We start from the raw sequence: 25677 nt of genomic DNA, 5'->3' as shown, positions 1-25677 counted from the left end.
AGATCAGAATCCCGCGACATCGAGCCCATCGGCAAAGCCTTCGCCGAGCGCGCTGGCAAGCTCACCGCTGCCGCGGACATCCGCCGCGGCCCCGATGTTGTGCACCTCGACGGTTTCCAGCACCTTGGCCCAGAGATCGCGCTGCAGATAGACCCGCATGACGATGTTGATCGCAAGGGCCACGGCGAAATAGCCGATCACCATCATGACCAGCATCGGGATGCTCTTGCCCGCATTTCCGGGGCCGAACACCTGATCAGCCGGAACGCCGCTCAGCTGGACGACGAGCAAGGCACCGCCGCCCACATAGGCGGCGAAAATGGTCGAAAGCAGCATCCCCCAGCCGATCACTTTCCAGTACAGGCCGTAGAACGCGTTGTGCGGCAACTCCGAGGACAGACTGACACCGCCGATGCGGATGCCGTCGAGCCACCAGCGCCATTCACGCGCCTTGAACTCGGCATAGAAGAACGGGGCGAGCGGGAAGATCACGATTGCGATCGGGCTCAAGAGCCACAGCCACCAGCCGCGCTTGAAGAAGGTCCAGCCGTCGCCTTCGAAGTCGCCGGAGAGATCGCCGTAATGGGTGTGCCGCATCTTGTAGCGTTCGAGCGACGCCTCGCGCCAGGGCAGCGCCAGGCCGAGGGTGAGGAACACCAGCAGGCCCCACGCCATGGCGCGGAACGAATAGGCCCAGCCCGAGCCGTCCATCCAGAACCGGACGCCGCGCCAGACCGTGCGCGTCAGGCGATAGCGCCGCGCGCGAAAACTCGCGAACTGGCCGAAGGCATAGAAGCTGATGAACAGCGGCGTCGAGGCAAAGCCCTGCCAGCGCTCGAACTCGATGCCGATGAGAAAATAAGCGAGGTAGATCGGCACCAGGATCGCGAGCGCGAACAGGAAGCCGACCAGCAGCTCCTTGGCCCGGCCGGTGTATTCGGCCGCATCGCCGTCGACCGCGGTGTTCGTCCACAAATGACGGCGGATGTCGGTGACCAGCCAGAACCGGTAGAAGCCGAAGGTGACGAGCTCAAGCATGGCACCCTTGGTGACCATTTTGCGGAACTCGGAGCGGTTGCCGGTGAAGTCGACCCGCGTGGGCGGCAGCGGCGGGGGTAAGGGTTCGGAGCCGATGGGGGCCCATTGCATGTCGTTCACGGCGGCAACCTCGGGGTGCGGACCTGATACGGTCAAACTATAGATCAGAGATTTGGTCGATCCCCAAGATGGCTGGGTTCGATTTACCTCGATTTCTCGCATGATTCCGTAGGCGCGGGGGTGCGGGAGATCACGTTGACACATCTGCGTGACGGTTGCTGATCCGTAGCCCGATGACAGGCTCCGCGTCATCCGGGACAGCGCCAATGGCGGCCCCAATCCCGGATTTCGCTCCGCTCCATCCGGGCTACGCATCTAGCCACCTCTCGCAAAGGTTGGATGTGGCAAAAGTCTCCCTTGCTCCGACGCAGACAACCGGCTGTAATTGCAAATCAAATACCGCAGCGCAGAATTCAACGAGAACGCGCGGTTCATGTCAGGGAGAGCGGTCATGCATGGGACCATCGAGAGCGCGGCGAAGCTCGACGAGCTACGCGCGCGCGCCACGTCACTGCCGCTGGAGCAGTTCGATCCGGGCGATCCCGAGTTGTTCAGGACCGATACGTTCTGGCCGTATTTCGATCGGCTGCGCCGCGAAGATCCCGTGCACTATTGCAGGGACTCGATGTTCGGGCCGTACTGGTCGGTGACGCGCTACAACGACATCATGGAGATCGAGACCAACCATTCGGTGTTCTCCTCGGCCTCCGCGCTCGGCGGCATCACCATCCGCGACATCGACCCGGACCTGCGCCGCGAGAGTTTCATCTCGATGGATCCGCCGCGCCACGCGGCGCAGCGCAAGACCGTGGCGCCGATGTTCACACCGACGCATCTGGACAATCTCGCGCTCAGCATCCGCGAGCGTTCGGCCGAGTGCCTGGACAATCTGCCGCGCGGTGAGGTGTTCGACTGGGTCGATCGTGTCTCGATCGAGCTCACCACGCAGATGCTCGCGGTGCTATTCGACTTCCCCTGGGAAGACCGCCGCAAGCTGACGCGCTGGTCCGATATCGCCACCACCATTCCCGGCCCCGACGGCCTCGTTGCGACCGAAGACGAGCGGCAGGCCGAGCTGACCGAATGTGCGGGCTATTTCGCGCGGCTATGGAAGGAGCGCATCGAGCAGCCGCCGAAGAGCGACCTGCTCTCGATGATGGCGCATGGCGCCGCGACGCGCGACATGGATGCGAAAAACTTCCTCGGCAATCTCATCCTTTTGATCGTCGGCGGCAACGACACCACCCGCAACACGATGTCGGGATCGATCTACGCGCTGAGCCAGCATCCGGAGCAGTATCGCAAGCTGCGCGAGAACCCCGGCCTGCTCGACAGTTTCGTGCCGGAGGTGATCCGCTGGCAGACGCCGCTGGCGCATATGCGGCGCACCGCACTTGCCGACTTCGAGTTCCGCGGCAAGCAGATCAAGCAAGGTGACAAGGTCGTGATGTGGTACGTCTCGGGCAACCGCGACGAGGAAGCGATCGAAAAGCCCTACGATTTCATCATCGACCGCGCCCGCCCGCGCACGCATCTGTCCTTCGGCTTCGGCATTCACCGTTGCGTCGGCTTGCGGCTTGCCGAACTTCAGCTCAAGATTATCTGGGAAGAGATCCTCAAGCGCTTCGACCATATCGACGTGGTCGGCGAACCCAAACGGGTCTATTCGAGTTTCGTAAAGGGACTTGAAACCTTGCCGGTGAAGATTACGGCGTGAGATCACTCCCTCTCCCCGCTTGCGGGGAGAAAGAGAAACACTGGAGCTACTACCATGAACATCCAGACTCCGGTCAAAACCGACAACGCCGAACGCATGCGCAGGGCCCGCGAGGAGGCCTATGCGACGCCGCTGGCGCAGTTTCACCCCGGCGCGCCCCGGCTGTTCCAGGACGACACCTTGTGGCCGTGGTTCGAGCGGCTGCGCAAGGAAGAGCCGGTGCATTACTGCACCAATGCGCCGATCGAGCCATACTGGTCGGTGGTGAAGTACAACGACATCATGCATGTCGACACCAGTCACGGCATCTTCTCCTCGGACTCGACGCTCGGCGGCATCGGGATCCGCGACGTGCCGCAGGGCTATGACTGGCCGAGCTTCATCGCCATGGACCAGCCGCAGCACTCGGCGCAGCGCAAGACGGTGTCGCCGATGTTCACGCCGACGCATCTGGACGAGCTGGCAAAACTGATCCGCCAGCGCTCGCAGACCGTGCTCGACAATCTGCCCCGCAACGAGACCTTCAATTTCGTCGAGCGCGTCTCGATCGAGCTGACGACGCAGATGCTGGCGACCCTGTTCGACTTCCCCTGGGAAGAACGCCGCAAGCTGACGCGCTGGTCCGATGTCGCGACCGCGCTGCCCAAGAGCGGCATCGTCGCCTCGGCCGAAGAGCGCCGCCGCGAGATGGACGAGTGCTACGCCTACATGTCCAAGCTCTGGAACGAGCGCGTCAACTCCGCGCCGCGCAACGATTTGCTGTCGCTGATGGCGCATAACGACGCGACGCGCTTCATGGACCCCGACAATCTCATGGGCAACATCATCCTGCTCATCGTCGGCGGCAACGACACCACGCGCAACACCATGAGCGGCTCGGTGCTGGCGCTGAGCGAGAACCCGGACCAGTTCGACAGGCTGCGCGCCAATCCGGAGCTGATCGACTCCATGGTGCCCGAGGTGATCCGCTGGCAGACGCCGCTGGCGCATATGCGGCGTACCGCGCTACAGGACACCGAAATCGGCGGCAAGCATATCAAGAAGGGCGACCGCGTCGTGATGTGGTACGTCTCGGGCAACCGCGACGAGGAGATGTTCGAGAAGCCGAACGACTTCATCATCGACCGCCCGCGGCCGCGCACCCATCTCTCCTTCGGCTTCGGCATCCACCGCTGCGTCGGCATGCGGCTGGCCGAGCTGCAGCTGCGGATCGTCTGGGAGGAGATGCTGAAGCGCTTCGACCGCATCGAGGTCGTCGGGGAACCCAAGCGGATCTATTCGAGCTTCATCAAGGGATATGAGTCGTTGCCGGTGCGGATTCCGGGGTAGGCCCCACTGTCATGCCCCGCGAAGGCGGGGCATCCAGTACGCCGCGGCCTCTCGGCTCGACCACTGCAGCCTCTGGAGTACTGGATCGCCCGCCTTCGCGGGCGATGACACTGAGGGTGAGGCTGGGAGCGCACGCTCACGCATCGTCCAGCCCAGCTATAAAATTCCGGCATGACAGGTCGCGCCAGATGCGAAGGCAAGTTGGCGCGCGGCTGTTCTAGGACACGCGTGCATCTAACTCAACTTGATGTCCCACAGGCCTTCCTTGCGGCAGGCCGCGACTTCCTCGCGCAATAGCGTCGTGATGGCGAGCGAGGCCGTCGAGGCCGGGCGGTCGATCGGAGAGGCGAAAATGAGCTCGCGCGTCATCGGCTTGGATACGGGCGCGGTCTCCAGCCGCCCGTCGGCGACCTCGCCGTGGACCGACGAGGGCGGCAGCAGCGCGAAGCCGAGGCCTTCCTCGACCAGGCTCGTCAGCACGCGGAAGGAATCCGCCTCGAGCTGGACGTTGAGCTTGATCTTGCGCTGGGCGGCGGCGTGCTCGATCAGCGCGCGGAGACCGTGGGAATGACTGGGCAGCACCAGCCGCTGGCGCAGCAGCCAGCCGACATCGACGCTCTTCTTGCGCGCGAGGCCGCAGCCGCGCGGGCCAACCGCGACGATGTTGTCGCGGCCAAGGCTCTCCACGTTGAGATGCAGATCGGCGGAGCGGCCGTAGAGAATGGCCAGATCCATCTCGCCGCGATGCAGCCATTCGACGAGATGACCGCTGTAGCTCTCGACGATGCGCAGCGAAATGCCGGGAAATTTTTCGACGCAGCGCCGCGCGAAGCGCGCCGACAGCACACAGCTCACGGTCGGAACCAGGCCGAGCACGACCTGGCCGGACGGCGGCCCCTTGGTCGACTGGATATCGTCGCGGATCTGGTCGATCTGCCGCACGATGCCGGAGGTGCGTGCCAGCAAGAGACGGCCGGCTTCCGTCAGCACCATGCCGCGTCCGTTGCGCGTGAACAGCTCCGTGCGCAGCTCGTGTTCCAGCAGCTTGATCTGCCGGCTCAGCGCCGGCTGCGCCACGCGCAACGTGTCGGAGGCCTTGGAGAGGCTGCCGAGCTCCGCCACGCAACTGAAGGTCCTGAGCTGCCGGAAATCCATGCTTGCCAATCCTCGAAGGCTACTTCATACGCTATAGCAAATGAGCATAGGGGGCTGGCGATGTTTTCACAACGCCAGGGGATCGGCCGGCGTTATCTTGACTGCCGCTATCGATGGAAAACGCCATGAGTGAACAACACCACACCGAAGATCACGCCGACATCCGCGAGGCCGTCGCAAAGCTCTGCGCGCAGTTTCCCGGCGAATACTGGCGCAAGCTCGATCGCGAGATGGCCTATCCCAAGGCCTTCGTCGATGCGCTGACGCAGGCCGGCTATCTCTCGGTGCTGATCCCCGAGGAATATGGCGGCGCGGGCCTGAAGCTTTCGGCCGCGGCGGCGATCCTCGAAGAGATCCAGCGCGCGGGCTGCAACGGCGGCGGCTGCCATGCCCAGATGTACACGATGGGCACCGTGCTGCGGCACGGCAATGACGAGCAGAAGGCGAAGTACCTGCCGAAGATCGCGAGCGGCGAATTGCGGCTTCAGGCGTTCGGCGTCACCGAGCCGACCAGCGGCACCGATACGTCTTCGCTGAAGACGTTTGCGCGCAAGGAAGGCAACGACAGCTACATCGTCAACGGCCAGAAGATCTGGACCAGCCGGGCCGAGCATTCCGACCTGATGGTGCTGCTGGCGCGCACCACGCCGAAGGACCAGAGCAAGAAGCGCACCGATGGTCTCTCGGTCTTCATCGTCGATATGCGCGAGGCCAAGAACAACGGCCTCGAGATCCGACCGATCCGCACCATGATGAACCACGCCACGACCGAAGTGTTCTTTACCGACATGAAGGTGCCGGCGGAGAATCTGATCGGCGAGGAAGGCAAGGGGTTCCGCTACATCCTCTCCGGCATGAATGCCGAGCGCATCCTGATCGCGGCCGAATGCGTCGGCGACGCAAAGTGGTTCATCGCTAAGGCCACGAACTACGCCAAGGAGCGCGCGGTGTTTGGCCGGCCGATCGGCCAGAACCAGGGCATTCAGTTTCCGATCGCCAAGGTCTACGCCTCGATGCGCGCGGCCGAGCTGATGGTGAAGGAAGCCACGCGCAAATACGAGGCCGGGCTCGACTGCGGCGCGGAGGCCAACATGGCAAAAATGCTGGCGGCGGATGCGTCGTGGGAAGCGGCAAACGCCTGCATCCAGACCCATGGCGGCTTCGGCTTCGCCGAGGAGTACGATGTCGAGCGCAAATTCCGCGAGACGCGGCTTTACCAGGTGGCGCCGATCTCGACCAACCTGGTGCTGTCCTACGTCGCCGAGCACGTGCTCGGCATGCCCCGCTCGTACTGAGGTCGCATCATGGGAGCATTGGACGGGATCAGGGTGATTGCGGTCGAGCAGGCGGTCGCGGCGCCGTTCTGCTCGTCGCGGCTGGCAGACGCCGGCGCGGAAGTGATCAAGATCGAGCGGCCCGAGGGCGATTTCGCCCGCGGCTATGACGCGGCGGCCAAGGGCCAGAGCAGCTATTTCGTGTGGCTCAACCGCGGCAAGCAATCGGCGGTGGTCGATCTCGCAACGAAAGAAGGCTGCGCCGAGCTGGAAAAGCTGATCGCGAGCGCGGACGTGCTGATCCAGAACCTCAAGCCGGGCTCGATGGACAAGCTCGGCTTTTCGCGCGAACGGCTGCTGAAGGACTATCCGAAGCTGATCTCATGCACGATCACCGGCTATGGCGACGAAGGCCCCTACGCCCACCGCAAGGCCTATGACCTGCTGATCCAGGCCGAGAGCGGCCTTGCCTCGATCACCGGCAATTCTGACGGAGCATCGCGCGTCGGCATGTCGATCGTCGACGTCGCGACCGGTGCCACCGCGCATGCGGCGATCCTGGAAGCGCTGATCGCGCGCGAGCGCACCGGCAAGGGCTGTGACATCCGCATCTCCATGTTCGACGTGATGGCGGACTGGTGCACCGTGCCGCTGTTCAATTCCGAAGCCGGCAATCCGCCCAAGCGGATGGGCCTGCGCCATCCCTCGATCGCGCCCTACGGCGTGTTCACCTCGAAGGACGGCAAGGACATCCTGATCTCGATCCAGAGCGAGCGCGAGTGGAAGACGCTATGCGTCAAGGTGCTCGACCAGCCCGATTTGCCGGCCGATCCGCGCGTCGCCAACATGGTCGAGCGCGTGCGCAATCGCGATTTCACCGACACGACGGTCGCGAACATTTTCGGCAAGATGACGCGCGATGAGCTGCTGAAGCGGCTGTCGGACGCCGACATCGCCTTTGCCGAGGTCAACACCATGGCCGACCTCACCAACCATCCGCATCTGCGCCGCATCGAGGTCGACACGCCGCAGGGACGTGTCAGCTATCCCGCGCCGGCGCCGATCATCGTCGGCGAGACCCGCAGCTACGGCGCCGTGCCGGGCATCGGCGAGCGGCCGGCCAAGAAGTCATAACAAGAGCGAGGCGTCATGACCGAGAAGCTCGACATAGATCACTTGCGGCAATGGATCGGCCGCAGCACCGAGGCCACCGACATCGTCACCGCGCAGCTCGTGAAGGGCCTGCGCGCGACGCTGTTCCAAGAAGTCGGCGAGCCCAAAAAGGGTGATGCCGCGCCGTTCACGGTGCACTGGTGCCTGGCGCAGCCGGTGTTTCCGATGTCGATGCTGGGACCCGACGGCCATCCGACCCGCGGCGGCTTCCTGCCGCCGGTGCCGCTGCCGCGCCGGATGTGGGCCGGCGGCGAGATCGAATTCCTGCAGCCCTTGCGCGTCGGCGATGAATCGACGCGGACCTCGCGCATCGCCGATGTGCAGGTGAAATCCGGCTCGACCGGCACGCTGTGCTTCGTCTCGGTCGAGCACAGCATCTCCTCGCCGCGGGGCGTTGCCATCCGCGAGCGGCAGGACATCGTCTATCGCGAGATGACGACGAGCGCGCCTGCGACGGCAAAGGCCCCGCCTCCGCCGCCCAAGGCGCAGCGCCGCGAGACGCATGTGTCCGATCCCGTGCTGCTGTTTCGTTATTCCGCGCTGACCTTCAATGGCCACCGCATCCACTACGACCGCGACTACGTCACCAAGGTCGAGGGTTACCCGGGCCTGATCTTCCACGGGCCGCTGCAGGCGGCGCTGATCGTGGAGATGGCGGCGAAGCTGCACGACGGCAAGGCGCCGAAGAAGTGTTCGTATCGCGGCCTTCAGCCGCTGTTCGAGGGCACCGAGTTCTCCATCAACGCCAACGAGACTGAGGCGGGCCTGGAGCTGTGGACCGCGAATGCGGAGGGACAGCCGACGATGAAGGGCACGGCGGTGTGGTGACGCTCTCTCCTCGTCATTGCGAGGAGCTCGTGACAAAATTGCGGAGCAATTTTGCACTGAAGCGACGAAGCAATACTGTCACCGCAGAGGCAGTCTGGATTGCTTCGCTTCGCTCGCAATGACGGGTGAGGCTAGTAGCGGCAATCAACAACAGGGACGGAATCCATGGCCAAGAACGGCAAGAGCGGCAGCAAGTCCGTCACCGTGAAGCAGGCGACGCTCGATCTGCTGCGCTCGCTGGGCATCGAGAGGGTGTTCGGCAATCCCGGCTCGACCGAGCTGCCGTTCCTGAGCGACTGGCCTGATGACATCGACTACGTGCTGGCGCTGCAGGAGGCCTCCGCCGTCGGCATGGCCGATGGTTACGCGCAGGCGACGCGCAATGCCGGCTTCGTCAATCTGCATTCGGCCGCCGGCGTCGGAAACGCGCTCGGCAATATCTACACCGCGCACCGCAACCAGACGCCGCTCGTGATTACCGCGGGCCAGCAGGCGCGCTCGATCCTGCCCTTGCAGGCGTTCCTCTATGCCGAGCGCGCCTCGGAATTCCCGCGGCCTTACGTGAAATACAGCGTCGAGCCGGCACGGCCGGAGGACGTGCCGGCCGCGATCGCGCGGGCCTATTACACCGCGATGCAGCCGCCCTGCGGGCCGACCTTCGTGTCGATCCCGATCGACGACTGGGCCCATGCGACCGCACCGGTCGAGGCGCGCAAGGTCAGCCGCGAGATCGGGCCCGAGCCGGACGCGATGAAGGCGCTGGTCGCCGCGCTCGGCTCTGCAAAACACCCTGCCCTCGTGGTCGGCCCCGGCGTCGACCGCGCCGGCGCGGTCGATTTGATGGTGCGCGTCGCCGAGAAGGCGAAGGCCAACGTCTGGGTCAGCCCGTTCTCCGCGCGCTGCTCCTTCCCCGAGCGTCATCCCCAGTTCGCGGGCTTCCTGCACGCCTCGCCCGCACAACTGTCCGACGCGCTGCGCGAGCACGATGTGGTCGTGGCCATCGGCGCGCCCGTGTTCACCTTCCATGTCGAGGGCCATGCCGCGATCTTCGATGGCGGCGCGACGATTTTTCAGATCACCGACGATCCGGACGCGGCGGCGGTGACGCCGGTCGGCACCAGCATCATCGCGACCATGAAGCCGGCGCTCAGCCTGCTGCTCGACTTGCTGCCGGAGAGCAAACGCGCGACGCCGCAAGGCCGCACGCTGCCGCCGGCGCCGCAAGCCGCCGATCCGCTGCCGGTCGAATTTTTGCTGCATTCGCTGTCGCAGGCGATGCCGGATGGCGCCTCACTGGTCGAGGAAGTGCCCTCGCACCGGCCGGCGATGCAGAAGTTCATGCCGATGCGCGGCCAGGACAGTTTCTACACCATGGCGAGCGGCGGCCTCGGTTACTCCCTGCCCGCCGCGGTCGGCATGGCGCTCGGCAAGCCGAAGCAGCGCACCGTGTGCCTGATCGGCGACGGCTCGGCGATGTATTCGATCCAGGCGCTGTGGACCGCCGCGCAACGAAAGCTGCCGCTGACCATCGTCGTCATCAACAATTCCGGCTACGGCGCGATGCGCTCGTTCAGCCAGGTGATGCAGGTGAGGAACGTGCCGGGGCTGGAGCTGCCGGGGATCGATTTCGTCAGGCTCGCCGAAGGCATGGGGTGCCATGCGGTGCGGGTGAGCAAGGCCGCGGAGCTGGGCGAGGCGCTCAAGCGCGGAATGGCGTTCGAGGGGACGAGCCTCGTCGAAGTCGTCGTGGATTCGGCGGTGCCGGTGCTGTACGGGCAGAAGCATTAGGGGGGCGCGTAGCCCGGATGGAGCGAAGCGAAATCCGGGAATCGTGCCACAAGCGAGTCGACCCGGATTACGCTGCGCTCCATCCGGGCTACGAACTACGACTACGACATCACGACGCCAAAAATTCCCCGTCCGCCGCCAGCACGTGCCCGACGACATAGGATGACGCGTCGGACGACAGCCACACCACGGCCTCCGCCACTTCCTCCGGGCTCCCCATCCGCCGCAGCGGCAGGCCCGCACTGACGGTTGCGACATCGCCGACGCCGGCGCGCAGCATCATGTCGGTGACGACGCGGCCGGGCGCGATGGCGTTGATGCGGATGCCGCGCGGGGCGTTCTCCATCGCGGCCGAGCGTGTCAGCGAGATCGCCGCCGCCTTCGAGGCCGAGTAGAGCGAGAAGCCGGGATTGGGATTGCGCACGCCGCTGACGGAGGCGTTGACGACGATGCTGCCGCGTCCCTGCGCCAGCATCGCCGGCAATTGATGGCGCAGGCACAAGAACAACAGTGTCGAACACCGTGTCGTAGATCTCCGTGCCCTGCTCTTCCAGCGGCGCGCGGCGCTCCTGGAATCCGGCATTGTTGAAGGCGACATCGAGCCGGCCGCAACGCTCGACCGCCGTGCGAACCAGACGTTCGACGTCATCCTCTTGCGTGATGTCGGTTTGGATCGCGATCGCGTCAGCGCCGAGCTCCCGGCACACTGCGGCGGTGTCCTTGATTTCGGCTTCGCGCCGCCCCGCAACGACGATCGCCTCGGCGCCTTCCGAGGCCATCCGCAGCGCCGTGGCGCGGCCGATGCCGCTGCCGCCGCCCGTGACGAGGCAGACCTTGCCTGTCATCCGCATCCCGGCCGGCAAAGTTCCGCTCATAGCTCACTCCAAAACGCTTGCGCGCGACGTTGCGTGCATTTAGTTGTATGATACAACTATATGCCGGGAGTCAAGATGGCCGAGCTTGCGTTGATCGACGACATCCGCGCCGCCTCGCGATTGATGGTGCGGGAGCTCGGCTTCATGGATGCGACGGTGGCGGCCTCGGACTATCCGCCCTCGGCCGTGCACACGATCCTGGAGATCGGGATCCGCGGCCCGATGAATTCAGGCGAGCTCGGCGATTTCCTGCGCCTGGAGAAATCCAGCGTCAGCCGTATGGTGCGCAAGATGGTCGATTGCGGCGAGCTGCGGGAGACGCCTGACGAAGCCGATGCGCGCAGCAAGCTCCTGTCGCTCACGGCGAAGGGCCGGCGCACGCTGGAGGCGCTGCACGCGTTCGGACGCCAGCAGGTGCGCGGCGCGCTGGCCGCGCTGACAGAGGCCGAGCAGCGCACGGTGCGCGAGGGCATGATGCTCTATGCCCGGGCGCTGCGGCAGAGCCGCATGGACGATGAGGGGGAGTCGGCGGCGTAACTAGTACCCACTTTTCTTGGAACGTGAGTCGTGATTCAAGGTCGGGATGATACCCGAAGCAAGAGAAGTCCACCTTTCGAGGAAAGATCGCAAGGTGCTTGAGGCGTGCTGTCGCTCACCGGTGACGTTGCAGCGCGATTTGAAGCGGGCGCGGATAGTTCTGTTGGCGGCGGATGGGCGCAGCACCCGGTCGATCGCCAAGGAAGTTGGGGTCCAGCCGCGGATTGTCAGCCTTTGGCGGCATCGCTATGCCGACCATGGCCTTGAAGGGCTGCAAGACAAGCCGCGGCCTGGCAAGCAGCCGATCTATACGAAGACGACCGACAAGCGGATTCTGAAGCTGCTGGATAAGCCGCCACCGCAAGGGTTTGCGCGCTGGACCGGCCCCCTGCTGGCCGAGGCGCTGGGCGATGTCGATGTCCAATATGTCTGGCGGTTCCTGCGCAGCCACAAGATTGACCTGGTGGCTCGCAAGTCCTGGTGCGAGAGCAACGACCCGAACTTTACGGCCAAAGCCGCCGATGTTGTCGGCCTCTATGTCGCGCCGCCGGCGAAGGCCATTGTGCTGTGCGTGGACGAGAAGCCCTCGATCCAGGCTTTGGAGCGAGCGCAGGGTTATCTGAAGTTGCCCAATGGCGGCGCCTTAACCGGCCAAAGCCACGATTACAAGCGGCATGGCACCACAACATTGTTTGCGGCGCTCGAAGTCGCCACCGGAAAGATCATCGCGACCCATTCAAAACGCCGGCGCCGCGTCGAGTTTCTCGATTTCATGAACAGCGTCACCGCGGCTTTTCCGAACCGCAAGCTTCACGTCATCCTCGACAACCTCAACACCCATAAAAAGAACGAGGACTGGCTCAAGGCCCACCCCAACGTGCAATTTCATTTCACGCCGACAAGTGCGTCATGGCTCAATCAGGTCGAAGTATGGTTTTCCATCTTGCAGGGGCAGTCGCTCAGCGGCACCTCCTTCACGAGCCTCAAGCAGCTTCAGGAACACATCGATGCCTACGTCAACGCATACAACGACAGAGCCGAGCCCTTCGTCTGGACCAAGAAAAAGGTCCGTCAACGCCGTTTCAAAGGCCGCCGTATCACTCAGCTCTGATTCCGGGTACTAGGTGTCATCGCCCGCGAAGGCGGGCGATCCAGTACTCCGAGACGGTTGTGGTTGAACCGACAGGCAGCGGCGTACTGGATTCCCCGCTTCCGCGGGGAATGACAGCGGTGCGGGTGGCACCAGCCTACCTTACTTCCCGAACTCCTCCCGCATCTTGGCCTGGATCTTGGCCATGCCGCCGATCCAGCGGTCGTAGTTCTCGGTCTTCTTGCGCATGTAACCGAGCACCTGCGGGTGCGGCAGGATCAAAAACGTCTCCTGCTCGAGACCAGCAAGCACGTCCCTGGCGACCTGCTCCGGCGTGAGATCACCATCGCCGGATTGCGGGCCCTTCGGGATCGAGCGCAGCATGTTGGTGTCGACGCCCTGCGGGCAGAGGATCGAGACCTTGATATTGTCCGCCTTGTGCGAGATCGCGAGATTTTCGGCAAAGCCGACCGCGGCGTGCTTGGTGGTGGAATAGGCCGGGCTTCCGACCTGCGACAGCAGACCTGCCGCCGAGATCGTGTTGAGGAAATAGCCGCCGCCGCGCGCCTTCATGCGGGGAATGAGATACCGCGCCGCATAGACATGGGCCATGACATGGATCGCCCAGCTCCGCTGCCACGGCTCGTCGGAGGCGCCGCCGGCATTGACCGACATCGGATCGAAGCCGCCGCCGATGCCGGCATTGGAGCAGAACAGGTCGATCGGGCCGAACTGCCGTTCGGTCTCCTCGATGACGTGGGCGATCTCTTTTTCCTGCGCGACGTCGCATCTGAAGGCCGCGCCATCCACCGTGGCGGCGACGGCCCTTGCATTGGCGGCGTCCATGTCCGCGACGACGACCTTGGCGGCACCCGCCTTGTGGAAGGCCTCGCACAGCGCCTTGCCGATGCCGTTTGCGCCGCCCGTGACGACCACGACCTTGCCGGTCACCTGCATGCGACGTCTCCTCTTTGTCTTGTAGCGCTTCTCTTTTCGGATAGCGCTTCGCTATCTTATACCACTTCGCTTATTCCGCTTCGCGGATCTTGCTCAGCTCAACACGAGGTCGAGCACCGCGGTATAATGGCACGCCGCGCCGGCCAAGACAAAGCCGTGCCAGATCGCATTCTGGAAGCGCAGCCGCCGCCAGGCATGGAAGATCACGCCAAAGCTGTAGAGCAGGCCGCCCGCAAGGATGAAGCCCAGCACCAGCGCAGGCAGCGCCTTGACCACGGCGTCGTAGACCATCACGCCGCTCCAGCCCATCGCGAGATAGATTCCGACTGCGACGCGGTCGAACCGGCCGGGGTAGAGAAGTTTCAGCACGATACCGAGGATCGCGACGCACCAGACGCCGCCGAGCAGCACCAGCGCGAACACACTGTCCCTCACCTCGAGGATGAACGGCGTATAGGTCGCCGCGATCAGCAGATAGATCGCGCAATGGTCGAACCGCCGCAGCAGCCATTTGGCCGGCGAGACCGGCCAGAGATTATAGGTCGCCGACAGCACCAGCATCGAGAGCAGGCCGGCGACATAGATCGAGACCCCGACGATGTTGGTGGCGTCGGCATAAACCGCCGTCAGCACCACCAGGACCGTGGCGGCGACGATGCCGCAGAACACGCCGATCGCGTGGATCACGCCGTCCGCGATCAATTCGGCACGGTCGTAGTTCCAGCCGATCGCGTCGGCCGCGGCGTGGACGGAGGTGGATGCGAGCTGTTTCAGCTGGAAGACGGTCATGGCAATCCGCAAGGCTCAGACAATGCCCTCTTGTAGGGTCTTTCGCGATCGGCGCATCGTTCAAACGGCTGATTTGCCGACAAAGGCGGTGGAAGTATGAAGCTTGATTTTCCCTACGCAATTGCCACTTTTGTGAACGGCTTCACTGTTCCGCCCGCCCCGAGATCAATCACGTTCATATGGCATTCAGTTTCCAGGATATGGTCGAAGAAGCGCGGCTGTCGGCAAGGGCGCTGATCGACTATGGTGAGCACTTCTTCAACCCGACGGTGCGTCTCGGGGTCACCGGCCTGTCACGGGCCGGTAAGACCGTATTCATCACCGCGCTGATCCACGGCCTCACCCGTGGCGGCCGCTTTCCGGTGTTCGAGGCCTATGCCTCGGGCCGGATCGCGCGGGCGCATCTGGCGCCGCAGCCGGACGACGCCGTGCCGCGCTTCGCCTATGAGAACCATTTGCGCGCGCTGCTCGAGGAGCGGCGCTGGCCGAACTCGACCGTCGACATCAGCGAACTCAGGCTCGTCATCGACTATCAGCGCCAGAACGGCGCCGATCGCACATTGACGCTCGACATCGTCGATTATCCCGGCGAGTGGTTGCTCGACCTGCCGCTGCTCCAGAAGAGCTATGAGCAATGGTCGGCCGAAAGCCTCGCGCTGTCGCGCGAGGCGCCGCGCGCGCATCTTGCGGCGGATTGGCACGCGCATCTCGCGACGCTCAAGCCCGAGGCGCGCGAGGACGAGCAGGCGACGCTGACGGCGGCAAAGCTCTTCACCGGCTATTTGCGCGCCTGCCGGGACGAGCGCTTCGCGATGAGCCTGCTGCCGCCCGGCCGCTTCCTGATGCCCGGCAATCTCGCCGACACGCCGGCGCTGACTTTTGCGCCGCTCGACGTGCCCGTGGGCGGCCAGGCACCGGACGGATCGCTGTGGGCGATGATGGTCCGCCGCTTCGAGGCCTACAAGGACGTCGTGGTGCGGCCGTTCTTCCATGATCATTTTGCCCGGCTCGATCGCCAGATCGTGCTGGCCGACGCGCTCGCCGCATTCAACTCCGGCCCCGAAGCGCTGCACGATCTCGAAGCCGCGCTTGCCGGAATTCTCGACTGCTTCCGCATCGGTCGCAGCACGTTCCTCTCCAGCCTGTTCCGGCCGCGTATCGACCGCATCCTGTTCGCGGCGACCAAAGCGGACCATCTGCATCATTCCAGTCACGACCGGCTCGAGGCGGTGCTGCGCCGCGCGGTCACCCGCGCGGTGGTGCGCGCGGAAGATACCGGCGCGGAGATCGACGTGGTGGCGCTCGCCGCCGTTCGCGCCACGCGCGAGGCCCAGGTCGCGCATGGCCGCGACAAATTGCCGTCGATCCTGGGAACGCCGGCGGCCGGCGAAAGCGCGGGCGGCGAGTTCTTCGACGGCAACACGGAGGTTGCGACCTTTCCGGGTGACCTGCCGCCGGATCCCGAGCCGCTGTTCAACGGCACCGACGCATTCCGCGGCCTCGCGACCGAGGCCGCCGAGAAGAGCGATTTTCGCTTCCTGCGCTTCCGTCCGCCAAAGCTCGAGCGCGAGGGCAATGACGAGCCGGCGCTGCCACACATCCGCCTCGACCGTGCCCTGCAGTTCCTGATCGGAGACAAGCTGTCATGAACGACCGATCCAAGCCGCGGCGGCCGGCGACGTTCCGGCTCGACGATCCCGGCGTCGTCGTCACCGAAGCCGACGAAGCGGCGCGGCTTGGCCGCACCACCATCCAGATCACGCCGGAGCACGATCCGCAGGCGCTGCCGGTGCCGATCGAGGCGGCGCTCCCCGCGCGGCGCGGCTTTCCCTGGGGCACGCTGTTCTGGTCCGGCCTCGCCGGGCTGACGCTGCTCGGCACCGGGCTCGGCGTGGTCCGTCTGATCGAGGATCTGTTTGCGCGCAGCGAAACGCTCGGCTTCGTCGGCCTCGCATTCGCCTTCGTCACCGCACTGGCGCTCGCGGTGGTGATCGGGCGCGAGGCCTTTGGTCTGGCGCGCCTTGCGACCATCGAGAAGCTGCATGCGCGCGCCGCCGCAGTCCTTGCCAGCGACGACCGCAAGGAGAGCCGCGTCATCGTGCAGGACCTGCTCAAGATCGCGCACCAGAACCCGCAGCTTGCGCGCGCACGCGCGACGCTGGAAAGCCACACCGGCGATATCATCGACGGCGCCGACATGATCCGGCTTGCCGAGCGCGAATTGATGTCGCCGCTGGATGCGGAAGCGCGGCGGCTGGTGTCGTCGGCCGCGCAAAAGGTCTCGATCGTGACCGCAGTTTCGCCGCGCGCCGCGATCGACGTATTGTTCGTGTTCGTGGCCGCGTTGCGCCTGATCCGTCAGCTCGCTTTTCTCTATGGCGGCCGCCCCGGCGCGCTTGGCATGATCCGCCTGCTCCGCCACGTGATCGCCCATCTCGCCATCACCGGCGGCATGGCCGCGAGCGACAGCCTGGTGCAGCAGATGCTCGGCCATGGCATCGCGGCAAAGCTGTCGCAGCGGCTCGGTGAAGGTGTGCTGAACGGATTGCTGACCGCGCGACTGGGTCTGGCCGCGATCGACGTGACGCGGCCGCTGCCATTCGCGGCGCTGCCGCCGCCAAAACTGTCGGACCTCGCGACGGATCTGCTGCGGAAGAAGGACGAGGAGTAGCGGCGCTATCCGCGCCGTTCGCCGGACCGACACATGGCGCGGCGCCTGAATGAGCGAAGCTTAAGCTCGCGGTTCATCGGGAAAGTCGAAGCTCACAATGATAAACCCGACCGCACCAAACACCAACAGCGCCAGGAACAGTGCCGCAACAGCAAAGGACCACACGAAAGGCTCCGAGCAGCTGAGTGCCACCCAATCGAGCCAACGAGCGGAATATCATCCCTCGCCGGCTGATCTGAGGCAGATCCGGACGGGGTTAAAGGGCAATTGTCCGGTAAAAATGACCTTGCTCAGTCAAGCCGCGCCTCGCAAGCGAACTATCGAGTTAGCCCTTTCGAGTATTGGAGGATTATCTGCCGCGGTTTATGGCAACTGAGCACAAGGAGGCGGCAATTCAAGTCGTCGCTTTTAAGTCAGCCTCTGGCTGCCCCATACCACGGCGCATCACCCCGTTAAGAAACTGGTTACCAGTCGATGTCACCATTTGCATATTAGGCCGCCATATGCGGCGCGCATTCTGAGAACGTCTCAATATTTCGACACGCCCGGTTGGCGGTCTCTTTCAGGAGAGGCCCAATGTTTAAGGGCTTAATGGCAGCGCTTGTGGCGCTGATCAGCACACTGCAACTGGATCGATACCTGACCAACGGTCGGTACACCGACGCGGCCGCGGATATGCTGCGGCAAATCAGGCGCGCGTTTGGATTTTGAGGTGCACTGGACGATTTGAGGCCGGTGATGAAGGGCATCCCATGGACTGATCTCGACGCGGAGGAGCAACGCGCCATCGCGATATTGGGAGCCGGGCTCCCGATCGAGCTGTGCGACCCCGTCGCTCTGCCAAGATTGAGGCGGCTCGGGCTGATCGCAGGGTCTCATTTGACCGCTGCTGCGCACGAGCTGCGGAGGCGCGTTGTTCTGGAAGAACTCAGTGCGCGGGATTGAGCCGCGTAACCAATTGGCACGCTCGATCCTCGCCTGGTCGGGAGTGCCTTGACGGGGCTAACAAGGCGTGGGGAGTTTGATGGCGGCAGGTGCAATTGAGCTGATCGTGGAGGGCTACGTTTCCCTCAGGGACCAAGCAGCTCTTGATGAGCTTCGAACACAGCGTCGCAAACTTATCGCAGATCTCGATGCATGTACCGGGATCGACTGCAGGAGTACGATCCGGCAAATCGAGGAAGACATCGTCGTGATTGAGGCCGGGCTGGTGCGGTTGGCGGCCTAGTCGGCCGGATGCTCAGAGATTGCCCGGTGTCGTATCGGCAACGCTGCACTCGGTGCGGATCAGGTCCTTCTTGGTCACTCGCACGCTGCCAAGATAATAACCTCGCTCCTGGACGGCTGCCTTGATCTCGTCGCTGACCTTGAGAACTCTCGCTCTGCTCTTGCGCCATTTGTTGGAAGAGTAGAGCGCGGGCATCGGAGAGCCGTTGCTGACGACGAGGAAGTCCCGCTTGCCATTGCGATAGACATCAAACATGTCCTATCCCCGTAGATAATATCAATAAGAGAAAATATGTTTCGTCACGATAGCTCCAGCTTAGTGGCTTAAATGCTTGAGCGGGTGGTAATCTGGGATGGCGGCCTGTGAATGTCGGGAAAAATGCTGGTTGCAGCTAAGCGATCAGCTCAGATTTCTGCTCTATGTTGTTATCATGCCACGCCAAGCCGCTTCAACGCGTGGCCTCGATTGCACTTGGGACATTTGCAATGCCTGGCGACGGTGATGGTCAGCCGCTTCTCCCGCAAGGGAAGAAGGGTGCCTCGCTAGGCGAGCGTACGCTTCTCGAATTCCCCCGCCAGCACCCGCCATTGAAACAGCGGCGAATCCGTTGACGGCGAGAGTTCCGGCGTCCAGCCGGTGAGCTTCTCAATCACGTAGGTATCCGTCAGAACGCCGCGCCAGCGGCGTTCGACCTGGCCGAGCTGCTCGCGCTTCGCAGGGATCGATCCCCACACCGGTGCGCGATTGTCCGGCTCTCGCCCGACATAGATGCCCGCATGCCCGCTGATCCGATCCATGCCGGGATCGCGAAAACCCTGGAAGCGGCCGCGTTCGTTGATCTCGATGACGGGCACGCGGCCCCTGAACAGCCAGCGCATCATCGCGTAGGTGCGATAGTCCGTGGTCGCGATCCAGGTCGCGCCAGTCTCGTCGAGCGCGGCCTGCGCACGCACAGCGACCTGCTCGTAGCCGGCTTCGGCGCCGATCGGATCGATCTTGCCGAGGAGATTCCAGGGCGCGGCGACGTAGTACAGGAATACGATGACGACGAAGGCGATCCCGGAGACGACCGCCGTGTTGAGCCAGAAAATGCTCGACCGGATCATCCGCGCCGACCAGTGCTCGCGCGACAGCATGACGAGGTTGACCGCCGCGACAGCAAAGCCGACCGGCCACATGAACATCGGCCAGGTGTCGCCGACCCTGAGCGTCGTCGACTTGAACAAGAAATAGAGGAACGGCACCAGCACCGCGGTCGACAGCAGGATCGCGACCGGCTCGCGCGTGCGATAGCCGCGCCACGCCGTCATCACGAGGCCTGACAGCACCACCGGCAGCATGACGAAGCCGACCAGGCCGAATTGCAGGCCGATGTAGTCGCCGATCGTGCGCAGCGAGATGCCGTAATTGGCGGTGGCCCGCACACCCTGGAAACGGAACGAGGCCCAGTCGTGCTGCGCGTTCCAGATCAGCACCGGGGAGAACACGACAATCGCGATCAGCACCGCGAGATAGGGGTAAGGACTGCGCAGCCAGCGCCAGCGCCAATCCGGCACCAGCAGAAACGCGGCGACCGCCGGCGCGAACATGATCGCGGTGAATTTCGACAACATCGACAGCCCGGCAAACAGGCCCGCCGCCAGCCACCAGCATCCATCGCCACTCTGCGCGAGCCGCACCAGGGCCCACATCATCGCCACCGCGAACGGGATCATGGCAACGTCCGGCGCGACCTTGGCCATCAGCAGGCCGTAATAGAGCGCAGCCTCCGGCATCAGCACCGCGAACATGATGGCGCGCGCATCATGAGTGAGGCGGCGGACGATGTCGGCGAGCAGCAGCTGCGTGACCAGCATCGCGACGATGCCGCCGAAACGGACGCCGAGCACGGTGTCGCCGAAGATCGCGGTACCAAAACGGATGAACCAGGCGATCATGGGAGGATGATCGAGGAAGCTGAGCGCTCCCTCCTTCGACCAGGTCCAGTAATAGGCCTCGTCGGTGCGCAGCTCGATCGCGGAGGCGTAGATGATCCGCAGCAGCGTCATCGCGGCGATGACGAGCACGGCCATAACGAGGGGACGGCGCGCGGCGCCGGCTGGGGACACGGTGATATCAGGGGCTGTCGTCACGGCCGCGCTTTTCGCCAACCTGGGAGGGGGAGTCAATGCGGGGGCGCCGCGCATATCGCTGTCGTCCGGGGCGCGACATAGTCGCGAGCCCGGGACCCATAGCCACAGGGAGGAGTCGTGGCGCGAACTGGTAACCACGAGTCTTCGTCAAATCCGATCCTGTGGCTATGGATCCCGGATCGCCGCGCCGCTTCGCGGCGCTTGTCCGGGACGACAGCGGTGGGTCTGGCGCGCGCCTTTGCCCACCCTACGGTTCGGTAACCTTGCCGCGCATGTGATCAGGCCAGCTGTCCGCCCCTGGAATTAAACGCTACGCTGGCTGTTCTCCTTCATGAACTGATACAAACCGAATCATGGCCACTGCATCCTCACGATTGTCCGAACTGTCCCGCGCGACCAGCATGCGGCAGGTTCGGCTGGTCTGCGGCGTCATCCTGTTCTCCTACGTGGTGAGCCATTTCCTCAACCATGCACTCGGCAACATCTCGGTCGATGCCATGGAGATCGGGGTCTACTATCACACGGCGTTCTGGCGGTTCCTCCCCATCGCGATCGTGTTCTATACGGCCGCGCTCACGCATATGGGGCTCGGCATCTACGCGCTCTATCAGCGCCGCCAGTTCCGCTGGCGGACGATCGAGCCGCTCCAGCTCGTGCTGGGGCTGAGCATCCCCGCCCTCGTCATGGCGCATGTGATCGGCGTCCGGCTCGGCCACACGCTGTACGGACACCAGAAACTCTATCCGCAGGAACTCTATCTGTTCTTCGTCACCTCGAACCGGATCTGGACCATGACGGTCCTGCTGATCATCGCCTGGGTCCATGGCTGCATCGGCATCTATTTCTGGCTGCGCCTGAAACCGTTCTTCGCGCGCGCCGCGCCTTATCTGCTCGCCGCCGCCGTGCTGATCCCGACGCTGTCGCTGCTCGGCGTCTACCAGGGCGGACGCAGCGTCCAGGTCGAGGTCGACGACGGCGAATGGCGCACGCACAATCTCACCCGCCGCCAGCTCGGCTCGACCGCGGAAGCGGCGACGCTCGACCTCATCACCGGCGGCCTCACCATCGGCTATGTCGGCCTGCTCGGACTGGCGCTGGCGGCACGCGGCGTGCGCGCCTTGCGCGAGCGGCGCCGCGGCATGATCGCGCTGTCCTACGGCAACGGCAAGACGGTGCGCGTGCCGAAGGGTCTCTCCGTGCTGGAGGCGAGCCTGCGCCACAATGTGCCGCATGCCAGCGTCTGTGGCGGCCGCGCCCGCTGCTCGACCTGCCGCATCCGCATCATCGGTGACCATGCCGCCCTGCCCGAGCCGTCGCAGCGCGAGGCCTTCGTGCTCGCGCGCGTCGGCACCGCCGATCCCTCGATCCGGCTTGCCTGCCAGCTGCGACCGGACTCCGACCTCTCCTTCTTCCAGCTGTTCACGCCCCACACGCATTCGGCGGACGGGCAGACCTCGACATCGGCCAGAATCGGCCAGGAGCGCTACCTCGTCAGCCTGTTCGTAGACATGCGCGGCTCGACGCAGCTTGCCGAGAAGCGGCTGCCGTTCGACACCGTTTTCATCGTCAACCGTTTCCTCGGCGCCGTCTCGCGGGCCGTGATCGAGAACGGCGGCCAGCCGAACCAGTTCGTCGGCGACGGCATGCTGGCGCTGTTCGGGCTGTCAGCCGATCCGGAGACCGCCTGCCGGCAAGCGCTGAAGGCTGCCGCCGGCATCGCCACGCATATCGACGAGCTCAACGAGCTCCTGAGCCACGATCTCCGTCAGCCGATCCGCTTCGGCATCGGCATTCACGGCGGCGAGGTCATCATCGGCGACATCGGCTATCGCGATCACATCGTCTTCACCGCGCTCGGCGATGCCGTCAACGTCGCGGCCCGGCTCCAGGACATGACCAAGACGCTGGCCTGCGAGGCGATCGTCTCGGAGGAGGTTCGCCGTACCGCGGGACTTGCCGACGATGCGCTGCCGCAGCAGGAGGTCGCGATCCGCGGCCGCGACGAGCCCCTGGCCGTGCGCGTGGTTGCGGACACGAGGCAGCTGTCGGCGCTGGTTGACCGAAGCGAGCGCGTCGCAGCTTGATTCTTCACCTCTCCCCGCTTGCGGGGAGAGGTCGGAATGCGCGCGCAGCGCGGATTCCGGGTGAGGGGGAGCCTCCGCGAATCCAACTCTCACCTCGCTCGCGGAGACTCGCCCTCACCCCAACCCTCTCCCCGCAGGCGGGGCGAGGGAGTGCACTGTCACTGCGGCTACAGCTCGGCAATCTCGTTACGAACGTAACACCGGCTTGCTGCAACGCAGCGACATGGGCCTGCTGCGAAAGCACGAATTGACTTCATCTCAATCGTTGCGACAGATGAGCGCGGGATCGCGGTGATGACCGCGGTCCAACGAAAAGCTCCGGGAGGAGACGAGAATGTTCGATCGACGCGACCTGCTCAAAGGAGCGGGCCTTGCCGCTATGGCGGCCACACTGAATTCCACCAAGGCGCTGGCACTCGACACCGTCACGCTTCCCTTCGCCAATGGCGAGCGGCCGCTGGTGAAATATCCGCAGAAGCGGCCGATGATCGGCCTGACCAGCCGGCCGCCGCAGCTCGAGACGCCGTTCGCGATCTTCAACGACGGTCCGATCACGCCGAATAACGCGTTCTTCGTGCGCTATCACCTCTCGGACCTGCCTTACAATCTCGATCCCGACAAGTTCACGCTCGAGGTCAAGGGCAAGGTCGACAAGCCGCTCAAGCTGTCGCTCAAGGACATCAGGAAAATGAAGGCGACCGAGATCGTCGCCGTCAACCAGTGCTCCGGCAACAGCCGCGGCTTCTCCGAGCCGCGTGTCGCCGGTGGCCAGCTCGCCAATGGCGCGATGGGCAATGCGCGCTGGCGCGGCGTGCCGCTGAAGGCCGTGCTGGAGATGGCGGGCGTGCAGAGCGGCGCCAAGCAGGTCACCTTCAACGGCATGGACGGCCCCGTCAGCGACAAGACGCCGGATTTCGTCAAGGCGCTCGATCTCGATCACGCCACCGACGGCGAGGTGATGCTGGCCTATGGCATGAACGGCGAGGACCTGCCGTTCCTCAACGGCTTTCCGCTGCGCCTGATCGTCCCCGGCTATTACGGCACCTACTGGGTCAAGCACCTCAACGAGATCACCGTCATCGACAATGTCTATGACGGCTTCTGGATGAAGTCGGCCTATCGCATTCCGGACACGCCGAACAATGCGGTCGAGCCGGGCACCGCGCCGAAGGCGACGATCCCGATCAACCGCTTCACCATCCGATCCTTCATCACCAGCGTTCCCGATGGCGCCAAGCTGAAGGCCGGCGGCACGACGCTGCGCGGCATCGCCTTCGACGGCGGCAAGGGCATCAAGGACGTCCAGGTTTCCACCGACGGCGGCAAGACCTGGGTCAGCGCCAAGCTCGGCAAGGATCTCGGCAAATACTCATTCCGTGAATGGAAGCTGCCGGTGAAGCTCGCTGCGGGCGCCCACGAGCTCAAGGTGCGCGCCACCGGCAATGGTGGCGAGACCCAGCCGGATGCGCCACGCTGGAACCCTGCGGGTTATCTACGCAACGTCGTCGAAACCGTCCGCGTCACCGTGGCCTGAGGGAGAATGATCATGCAGCGCACCGTTCTCCTCGCCATCTCACTCGCCTTCGCCGCAATGGTCGGCTCGGCACTTGCAGCGCCGCTCAACTACAAGACGCCCGACGAGGTCGCGGCCTTCAAGCCAGGCCCCAATCTCGAGGTGGTGCAGGGCAATTGCAGCGCCTGCCACTCGGCCGATTACGTCAACACGCAACCGCCGATGAAGGACAAGAAAGGTTTTTGGCAGGCCGAGGTGACCAAGATGATCAAGGTCTATGGCGCCCCGATCGACGATGCTGATGTCGGCAAGATTGTCGATTATGTGGCGGCGACTTATTGACGGATGACGTGCGGCGTGCCGATCAATTGACCGCGAAACGGGCAAAATCGGCAAAAACGCTGCGAAGTTGAGCGGAATTCGGCGAAATGCCGATATGGTTTGAGCTACCAAGCCGGCCACATTCCGCGTATCCTGTTAGGACCGAACCGGCCGGTTGGCGGGGACTGGCGGTTCGAGATCTCGGAGGAAGACCCGCGGAGAAGACGTGATGGCTAAAGGTACGGTCAAGTGGTTCAACCCGACGAAGGGTTATGGATTTATCCAGCCTGCGTCGGGCGGCAAGGATGTGTTCGTGCATATCTCGGCAGTGCAGAAAGCCGGTCTGTCGTCCCTGAACGAAGGACAGACAGTGGAATACGAAGAGATCGCAAACCGGGGCAAGACCTCCGCAGAGAACCTCAAAGTATAAGCCCGGCAGCCTTTGCTGCCTCCCGGATCTGTCCGGGAGCCGGGCCAAAAAAATTTTAGAAGACGGCCAGTGCATTCGACGACGGGCGTTGCGATTGCACACGGAGAGCTATTTTCCCGCGAAGACCGCTCGTTCAACGCCACAGCAATGACAATCGCGACGGCCCTTCGTTAGTCCACCGGCAATGGTGCGTCGCGCTTGATCTCTTCCATCACCGCATAGGTTCGCGTCTCGCGCACGCCCGGCATCGACAGCAACGTCTCGCCGAGGAAGCGTCGATAGGCGGTCATGTCCGCAAGCCGCGCCTTCACAAGATAGTCGAAGCCTCCTGCAACCATGTGACACTCCAGCACCTCGGGTGCGAGTTTCACCGCGCGCGCGAACCGCTCGAAATTGTCCGGCGTGGTCTTGTCGAGCAGCACCTCGACGAACACCAGAAGACCCAGGCCGAGCCGGTGCGGATTGAGCCGCGCGCCGTAGCCCTCGACAAAGCCCTCCCGCTGCAACCGCTTCAGCCGCTCGCCGACCGAGGTCGGCGACAGCCCGATGCGTTCGGCGAGCTCGACATTGGCGATGCGCCCGTCCTGCTGCAGAATTGAGAGGATCTTCCGGTCGATTCGATCGAGTTCCATATTTTATGTGGCCGATACGCCAATGATCTTCATTTCCTAAGGTAAAATGGCTAATT

Annotated in this window: 23 protein-coding genes and 1 pseudogene; 16 read left to right on the top strand and 8 right to left on the bottom strand. The window is 64.0% G+C overall.

Annotation, left to right across the window (positions count from 1 at the left end; translation table 11 throughout):
• Window positions 1-3: 3 nt before the first annotated feature.
• Complete coding sequence (locus J4G43_RS11225; RefSeq protein ID WP_408581420.1) at window positions 4-1158, bottom strand: YjgN family protein; 1155 nt, start codon at window positions 1156-1158, stop codon at window positions 4-6.
• 391 nt (window positions 1159-1549) lie between these two features.
• On the opposite strand from J4G43_RS11225, the gene J4G43_RS11220 reads away from it, so the two are divergent.
• Both J4G43_RS11220 and J4G43_RS11215 read left to right on the top strand, forming a co-directional pair.
• Complete coding sequence (locus J4G43_RS11220) at window positions 1550-2815, top strand: cytochrome P450 (protein WP_071909680.1); 1266 nt, start codon at window positions 1550-1552, stop codon at window positions 2813-2815.
• 54 nt (window positions 2816-2869) lie between these two features.
• The gene (locus J4G43_RS11215; RefSeq protein WP_208084827.1) at window positions 2870-4144 is read left to right on the top strand and encodes a cytochrome P450; all 1275 of its coding nucleotides are present in this window, start codon (window positions 2870-2872) and stop codon (window positions 4142-4144) included.
• Between the two features lie 234 nt (window positions 4145-4378).
• Here J4G43_RS11215 and J4G43_RS11210 read toward each other — a convergent pair whose 3' ends face one another.
• Window positions 4379-5299, bottom strand: a complete 921-nt coding sequence (locus tag J4G43_RS11210) for a LysR substrate-binding domain-containing protein (RefSeq protein WP_063985424.1) — start codon at window positions 5297-5299, stop codon at window positions 4379-4381.
• A 125-nt stretch (window positions 5300-5424) separates the two neighbouring features.
• On the opposite strand from J4G43_RS11210, the gene J4G43_RS11205 reads away from it, so the two are divergent.
• The 4 genes from J4G43_RS11205 (at window position 5425) to mdlC (ending at window position 10362) form a co-directional block, all read left to right on the top strand.
• A complete protein-coding gene (locus tag J4G43_RS11205) occupies window positions 5425-6594 on the top strand; it encodes an acyl-CoA dehydrogenase family protein (protein WP_208084826.1) in 1170 nt (389 codons plus the stop codon).
• Window positions 6595-6603: 9 nt separating this feature from the next.
• On the top strand, window positions 6604-7707 hold the full coding sequence (locus J4G43_RS11200) for a CaiB/BaiF CoA transferase family protein (RefSeq protein WP_208084825.1): 1104 nt from the start codon (window positions 6604-6606) through the stop codon (window positions 7705-7707).
• Between the two features lie 15 nt (window positions 7708-7722).
• Window positions 7723-8574, top strand: a complete 852-nt coding sequence (locus J4G43_RS11195; protein WP_208084824.1) for an HTD2 family dehydratase — start codon at window positions 7723-7725, stop codon at window positions 8572-8574.
• A 165-nt stretch (window positions 8575-8739) separates the two neighbouring features.
• Complete coding sequence (gene mdlC, locus J4G43_RS11190; RefSeq protein WP_208084823.1) at window positions 8740-10362, top strand: benzoylformate decarboxylase; 1623 nt, start codon at window positions 8740-8742, stop codon at window positions 10360-10362.
• 109 nt (window positions 10363-10471) lie between these two features.
• Here the strand turns inward: mdlC and J4G43_RS11185 are convergent.
• A pseudogene (locus tag J4G43_RS11185) lies at window positions 10472-11237 on the bottom strand (SDR family NAD(P)-dependent oxidoreductase).
• Between the two features lie 75 nt (window positions 11238-11312).
• Between J4G43_RS11185 and J4G43_RS11180 the strand changes: the two are divergent.
• Both J4G43_RS11180 and J4G43_RS11175 read left to right on the top strand, forming a co-directional pair.
• Window positions 11313-11774 carry a MarR family winged helix-turn-helix transcriptional regulator gene (locus J4G43_RS11180; RefSeq protein ID WP_208084822.1) on the top strand — a complete coding sequence of 154 codons (462 nt, stop codon included), beginning with the start codon at window positions 11313-11315 and terminating at the stop codon, window positions 11772-11774.
• Window positions 11775-11820: 46 nt separating this feature from the next.
• Window positions 11821-12885 (top strand): IS630-like element ISRj1 family transposase, encoded by a 1065-nt coding sequence (locus tag J4G43_RS11175; protein WP_208084821.1) that lies wholly within the window; start codon window positions 11821-11823, stop codon window positions 12883-12885.
• A gap of 141 nt (window positions 12886-13026) precedes the next feature.
• Here J4G43_RS11175 and J4G43_RS11170 read toward each other — a convergent pair whose 3' ends face one another.
• Both J4G43_RS11170 and trhA read right to left on the bottom strand, forming a co-directional pair.
• Entirely contained in the window at window positions 13027-13821 is a 795-nt protein-coding gene (locus J4G43_RS11170; protein ID WP_208084820.1) for an SDR family oxidoreductase, read from the bottom strand.
• A 93-nt stretch (window positions 13822-13914) separates the two neighbouring features.
• On the bottom strand, window positions 13915-14610 hold the full coding sequence (gene trhA / locus J4G43_RS11165) for a PAQR family membrane homeostasis protein TrhA (RefSeq protein WP_028151267.1): 696 nt from the start codon (window positions 14608-14610) through the stop codon (window positions 13915-13917).
• Window positions 14611-14789: 179 nt separating this feature from the next.
• Here trhA and J4G43_RS11160 point away from each other — a divergent pair, with 179 nt between their 5' ends.
• The 4 genes from J4G43_RS11160 (at window position 14790) to J4G43_RS11150 (ending at window position 18509) form a co-directional block, all read left to right on the top strand.
• A complete protein-coding gene (locus J4G43_RS11160) occupies window positions 14790-16259 on the top strand; it encodes a YcjX family GTP-binding protein (protein ID WP_071909671.1) in 1470 nt (489 codons plus the stop codon).
• Window positions 16256-17281, top strand: a complete 1026-nt coding sequence (locus tag J4G43_RS11155) for a YcjF family protein (RefSeq protein WP_208084819.1) — start codon at window positions 16256-16258, stop codon at window positions 17279-17281. Before J4G43_RS11160 ends, J4G43_RS11155 begins: the two co-directional genes overlap by 4 nt.
• A 576-nt stretch (window positions 17282-17857) precedes the next feature.
• The gene (locus J4G43_RS55275; RefSeq protein WP_256461516.1) at window positions 17858-17992 is read left to right on the top strand and encodes a hypothetical protein; all 135 of its coding nucleotides are present in this window, start codon (window positions 17858-17860) and stop codon (window positions 17990-17992) included.
• Window positions 17993-18305: 313 nt separating this feature from the next.
• Window positions 18306-18509: a hypothetical protein gene (locus J4G43_RS11150; protein ID WP_166349576.1), complete on the top strand. Its 204-nt coding sequence runs from the start codon at window positions 18306-18308 to the stop codon at window positions 18507-18509.
• A 12-nt stretch (window positions 18510-18521) separates the two neighbouring features.
• Here the strand turns inward: J4G43_RS11150 and J4G43_RS11145 are convergent, their stop codons facing one another.
• Complete coding sequence (locus J4G43_RS11145; protein ID WP_208084818.1) at window positions 18522-18764, bottom strand: hypothetical protein; 243 nt, start codon at window positions 18762-18764, stop codon at window positions 18522-18524.
• Window positions 18765-19051: 287 nt separating this feature from the next.
• Window positions 19052-20581 carry a glycosyltransferase family 39 protein gene (locus J4G43_RS11140; RefSeq protein WP_208089286.1) on the bottom strand — a complete coding sequence of 510 codons (1530 nt, stop codon included), beginning with the start codon at window positions 20579-20581 and terminating at the stop codon, window positions 19052-19054.
• Window positions 20582-20994: 413 nt separating this feature from the next.
• Here J4G43_RS11140 and J4G43_RS11135 point away from each other — a divergent pair, with 413 nt between their 5' ends.
• The 4 genes from J4G43_RS11135 to J4G43_RS11120 all read left to right on the top strand — a co-directional run bounded on the left by J4G43_RS11135 (window position 20995) and on the right by J4G43_RS11120 (window position 24989).
• Window positions 20995-22725 (top strand): adenylate/guanylate cyclase domain-containing protein, encoded by a 1731-nt coding sequence (locus tag J4G43_RS11135; protein WP_208084817.1) that lies wholly within the window; start codon window positions 20995-20997, stop codon window positions 22723-22725.
• 334 nt (window positions 22726-23059) lie between these two features.
• Window positions 23060-24259 (top strand): SorA family sulfite dehydrogenase catalytic subunit, encoded by a 1200-nt coding sequence (gene sorA, locus J4G43_RS11130; RefSeq protein ID WP_028151513.1) that lies wholly within the window; start codon window positions 23060-23062, stop codon window positions 24257-24259.
• A gap of 12 nt (window positions 24260-24271) precedes the next feature.
• Window positions 24272-24580: a SorB family sulfite dehydrogenase c-type cytochrome subunit gene (sorB, locus tag J4G43_RS11125; RefSeq protein WP_208084816.1), complete on the top strand. Its 309-nt coding sequence runs from the start codon at window positions 24272-24274 to the stop codon at window positions 24578-24580.
• 208 nt (window positions 24581-24788) lie between these two features.
• Complete coding sequence (locus tag J4G43_RS11120) at window positions 24789-24989, top strand: cold-shock protein (protein WP_008134691.1); 201 nt, start codon at window positions 24789-24791, stop codon at window positions 24987-24989.
• 170 nt (window positions 24990-25159) lie between these two features.
• Here J4G43_RS11120 and J4G43_RS11115 read toward each other — a convergent pair whose 3' ends face one another.
• Window positions 25160-25621, bottom strand: a complete 462-nt coding sequence (locus J4G43_RS11115) for an Lrp/AsnC ligand binding domain-containing protein (RefSeq protein WP_038954741.1) — start codon at window positions 25619-25621, stop codon at window positions 25160-25162.
• Window positions 25622-25677: the final 56 nt, after the last annotated feature.

The organism is Bradyrhizobium barranii subsp. barranii (genome assembly GCF_017565645.3).
Lineage (GTDB): Bacteria > Pseudomonadota > Alphaproteobacteria > Rhizobiales > Xanthobacteraceae > Bradyrhizobium > Bradyrhizobium barranii.
Note: the sequence above shows the minus strand (reverse complement) of the source record. Positions and strands in the feature narration are given on the sequence as shown.

What these genes read in the sequence shown, in the direction of transcription:
- J4G43_RS11220 (WP_071909680.1), top strand. Translation starts at nt 1,550, where the DNA reads ATGCATGGGACCATCGAGAGCGCGGCGAAGCTCGACGAGCTACGCGCG.
- J4G43_RS11215 (WP_208084827.1), top strand. Translation starts at nt 2,870, where the DNA reads ATGAACATCCAGACTCCGGTCAAAACCGACAACGCCGAACGCATGCGC.
- J4G43_RS11210 (WP_063985424.1), bottom strand. Translation starts at nt 5,299, where the DNA reads ATGGATTTCCGGCAGCTCAGGACCTTCAGTTGCGTGGCGGAGCTCGGC.
- J4G43_RS11205 (WP_208084826.1), top strand. Translation starts at nt 5,425, where the DNA reads ATGAGTGAACAACACCACACCGAAGATCACGCCGACATCCGCGAGGCC.
- J4G43_RS11200 (WP_208084825.1), top strand. Translation starts at nt 6,604, where the DNA reads ATGGGAGCATTGGACGGGATCAGGGTGATTGCGGTCGAGCAGGCGGTC.
- J4G43_RS11195 (WP_208084824.1), top strand. Translation starts at nt 7,723, where the DNA reads ATGACCGAGAAGCTCGACATAGATCACTTGCGGCAATGGATCGGCCGC.
- mdlC (WP_208084823.1), top strand. Translation starts at nt 8,740, where the DNA reads ATGGCCAAGAACGGCAAGAGCGGCAGCAAGTCCGTCACCGTGAAGCAG.
- J4G43_RS11180 (WP_208084822.1), top strand. Translation starts at nt 11,313, where the DNA reads ATGGCCGAGCTTGCGTTGATCGACGACATCCGCGCCGCCTCGCGATTG.
- J4G43_RS11175 (WP_208084821.1), top strand. Translation starts at nt 11,821, where the DNA reads ATGATACCCGAAGCAAGAGAAGTCCACCTTTCGAGGAAAGATCGCAAG.
- J4G43_RS11170 (WP_208084820.1), bottom strand. Translation starts at nt 13,821, where the DNA reads ATGCAGGTGACCGGCAAGGTCGTGGTCGTCACGGGCGGCGCAAACGGC.
- trhA (WP_028151267.1), bottom strand. Translation starts at nt 14,610, where the DNA reads ATGACCGTCTTCCAGCTGAAACAGCTCGCATCCACCTCCGTCCACGCC.
- J4G43_RS11160 (WP_071909671.1), top strand. Translation starts at nt 14,790, where the DNA reads ATGGCATTCAGTTTCCAGGATATGGTCGAAGAAGCGCGGCTGTCGGCA.
- J4G43_RS11155 (WP_208084819.1), top strand. Translation starts at nt 16,256, where the DNA reads ATGAACGACCGATCCAAGCCGCGGCGGCCGGCGACGTTCCGGCTCGAC.
- J4G43_RS55275 (WP_256461516.1), top strand. Translation starts at nt 17,858, where the DNA reads ATGTTTAAGGGCTTAATGGCAGCGCTTGTGGCGCTGATCAGCACACTG.
- J4G43_RS11150 (WP_166349576.1), top strand. Translation starts at nt 18,306, where the DNA reads ATGGCGGCAGGTGCAATTGAGCTGATCGTGGAGGGCTACGTTTCCCTC.
- J4G43_RS11145 (WP_208084818.1), bottom strand. Translation starts at nt 18,764, where the DNA reads ATGTTTGATGTCTATCGCAATGGCAAGCGGGACTTCCTCGTCGTCAGC.
- J4G43_RS11140 (WP_208089286.1), bottom strand. Translation starts at nt 20,581, where the DNA reads ATGGCCGTGCTCGTCATCGCCGCGATGACGCTGCTGCGGATCATCTAC.
- J4G43_RS11135 (WP_208084817.1), top strand. Translation starts at nt 20,995, where the DNA reads ATGGCCACTGCATCCTCACGATTGTCCGAACTGTCCCGCGCGACCAGC.
- sorA (WP_028151513.1), top strand. Translation starts at nt 23,060, where the DNA reads ATGTTCGATCGACGCGACCTGCTCAAAGGAGCGGGCCTTGCCGCTATG.
- sorB (WP_208084816.1), top strand. Translation starts at nt 24,272, where the DNA reads ATGCAGCGCACCGTTCTCCTCGCCATCTCACTCGCCTTCGCCGCAATG.
- J4G43_RS11120 (WP_008134691.1), top strand. Translation starts at nt 24,789, where the DNA reads ATGGCTAAAGGTACGGTCAAGTGGTTCAACCCGACGAAGGGTTATGGA.
- J4G43_RS11115 (WP_038954741.1), bottom strand. Translation starts at nt 25,621, where the DNA reads ATGGAACTCGATCGAATCGACCGGAAGATCCTCTCAATTCTGCAGCAG.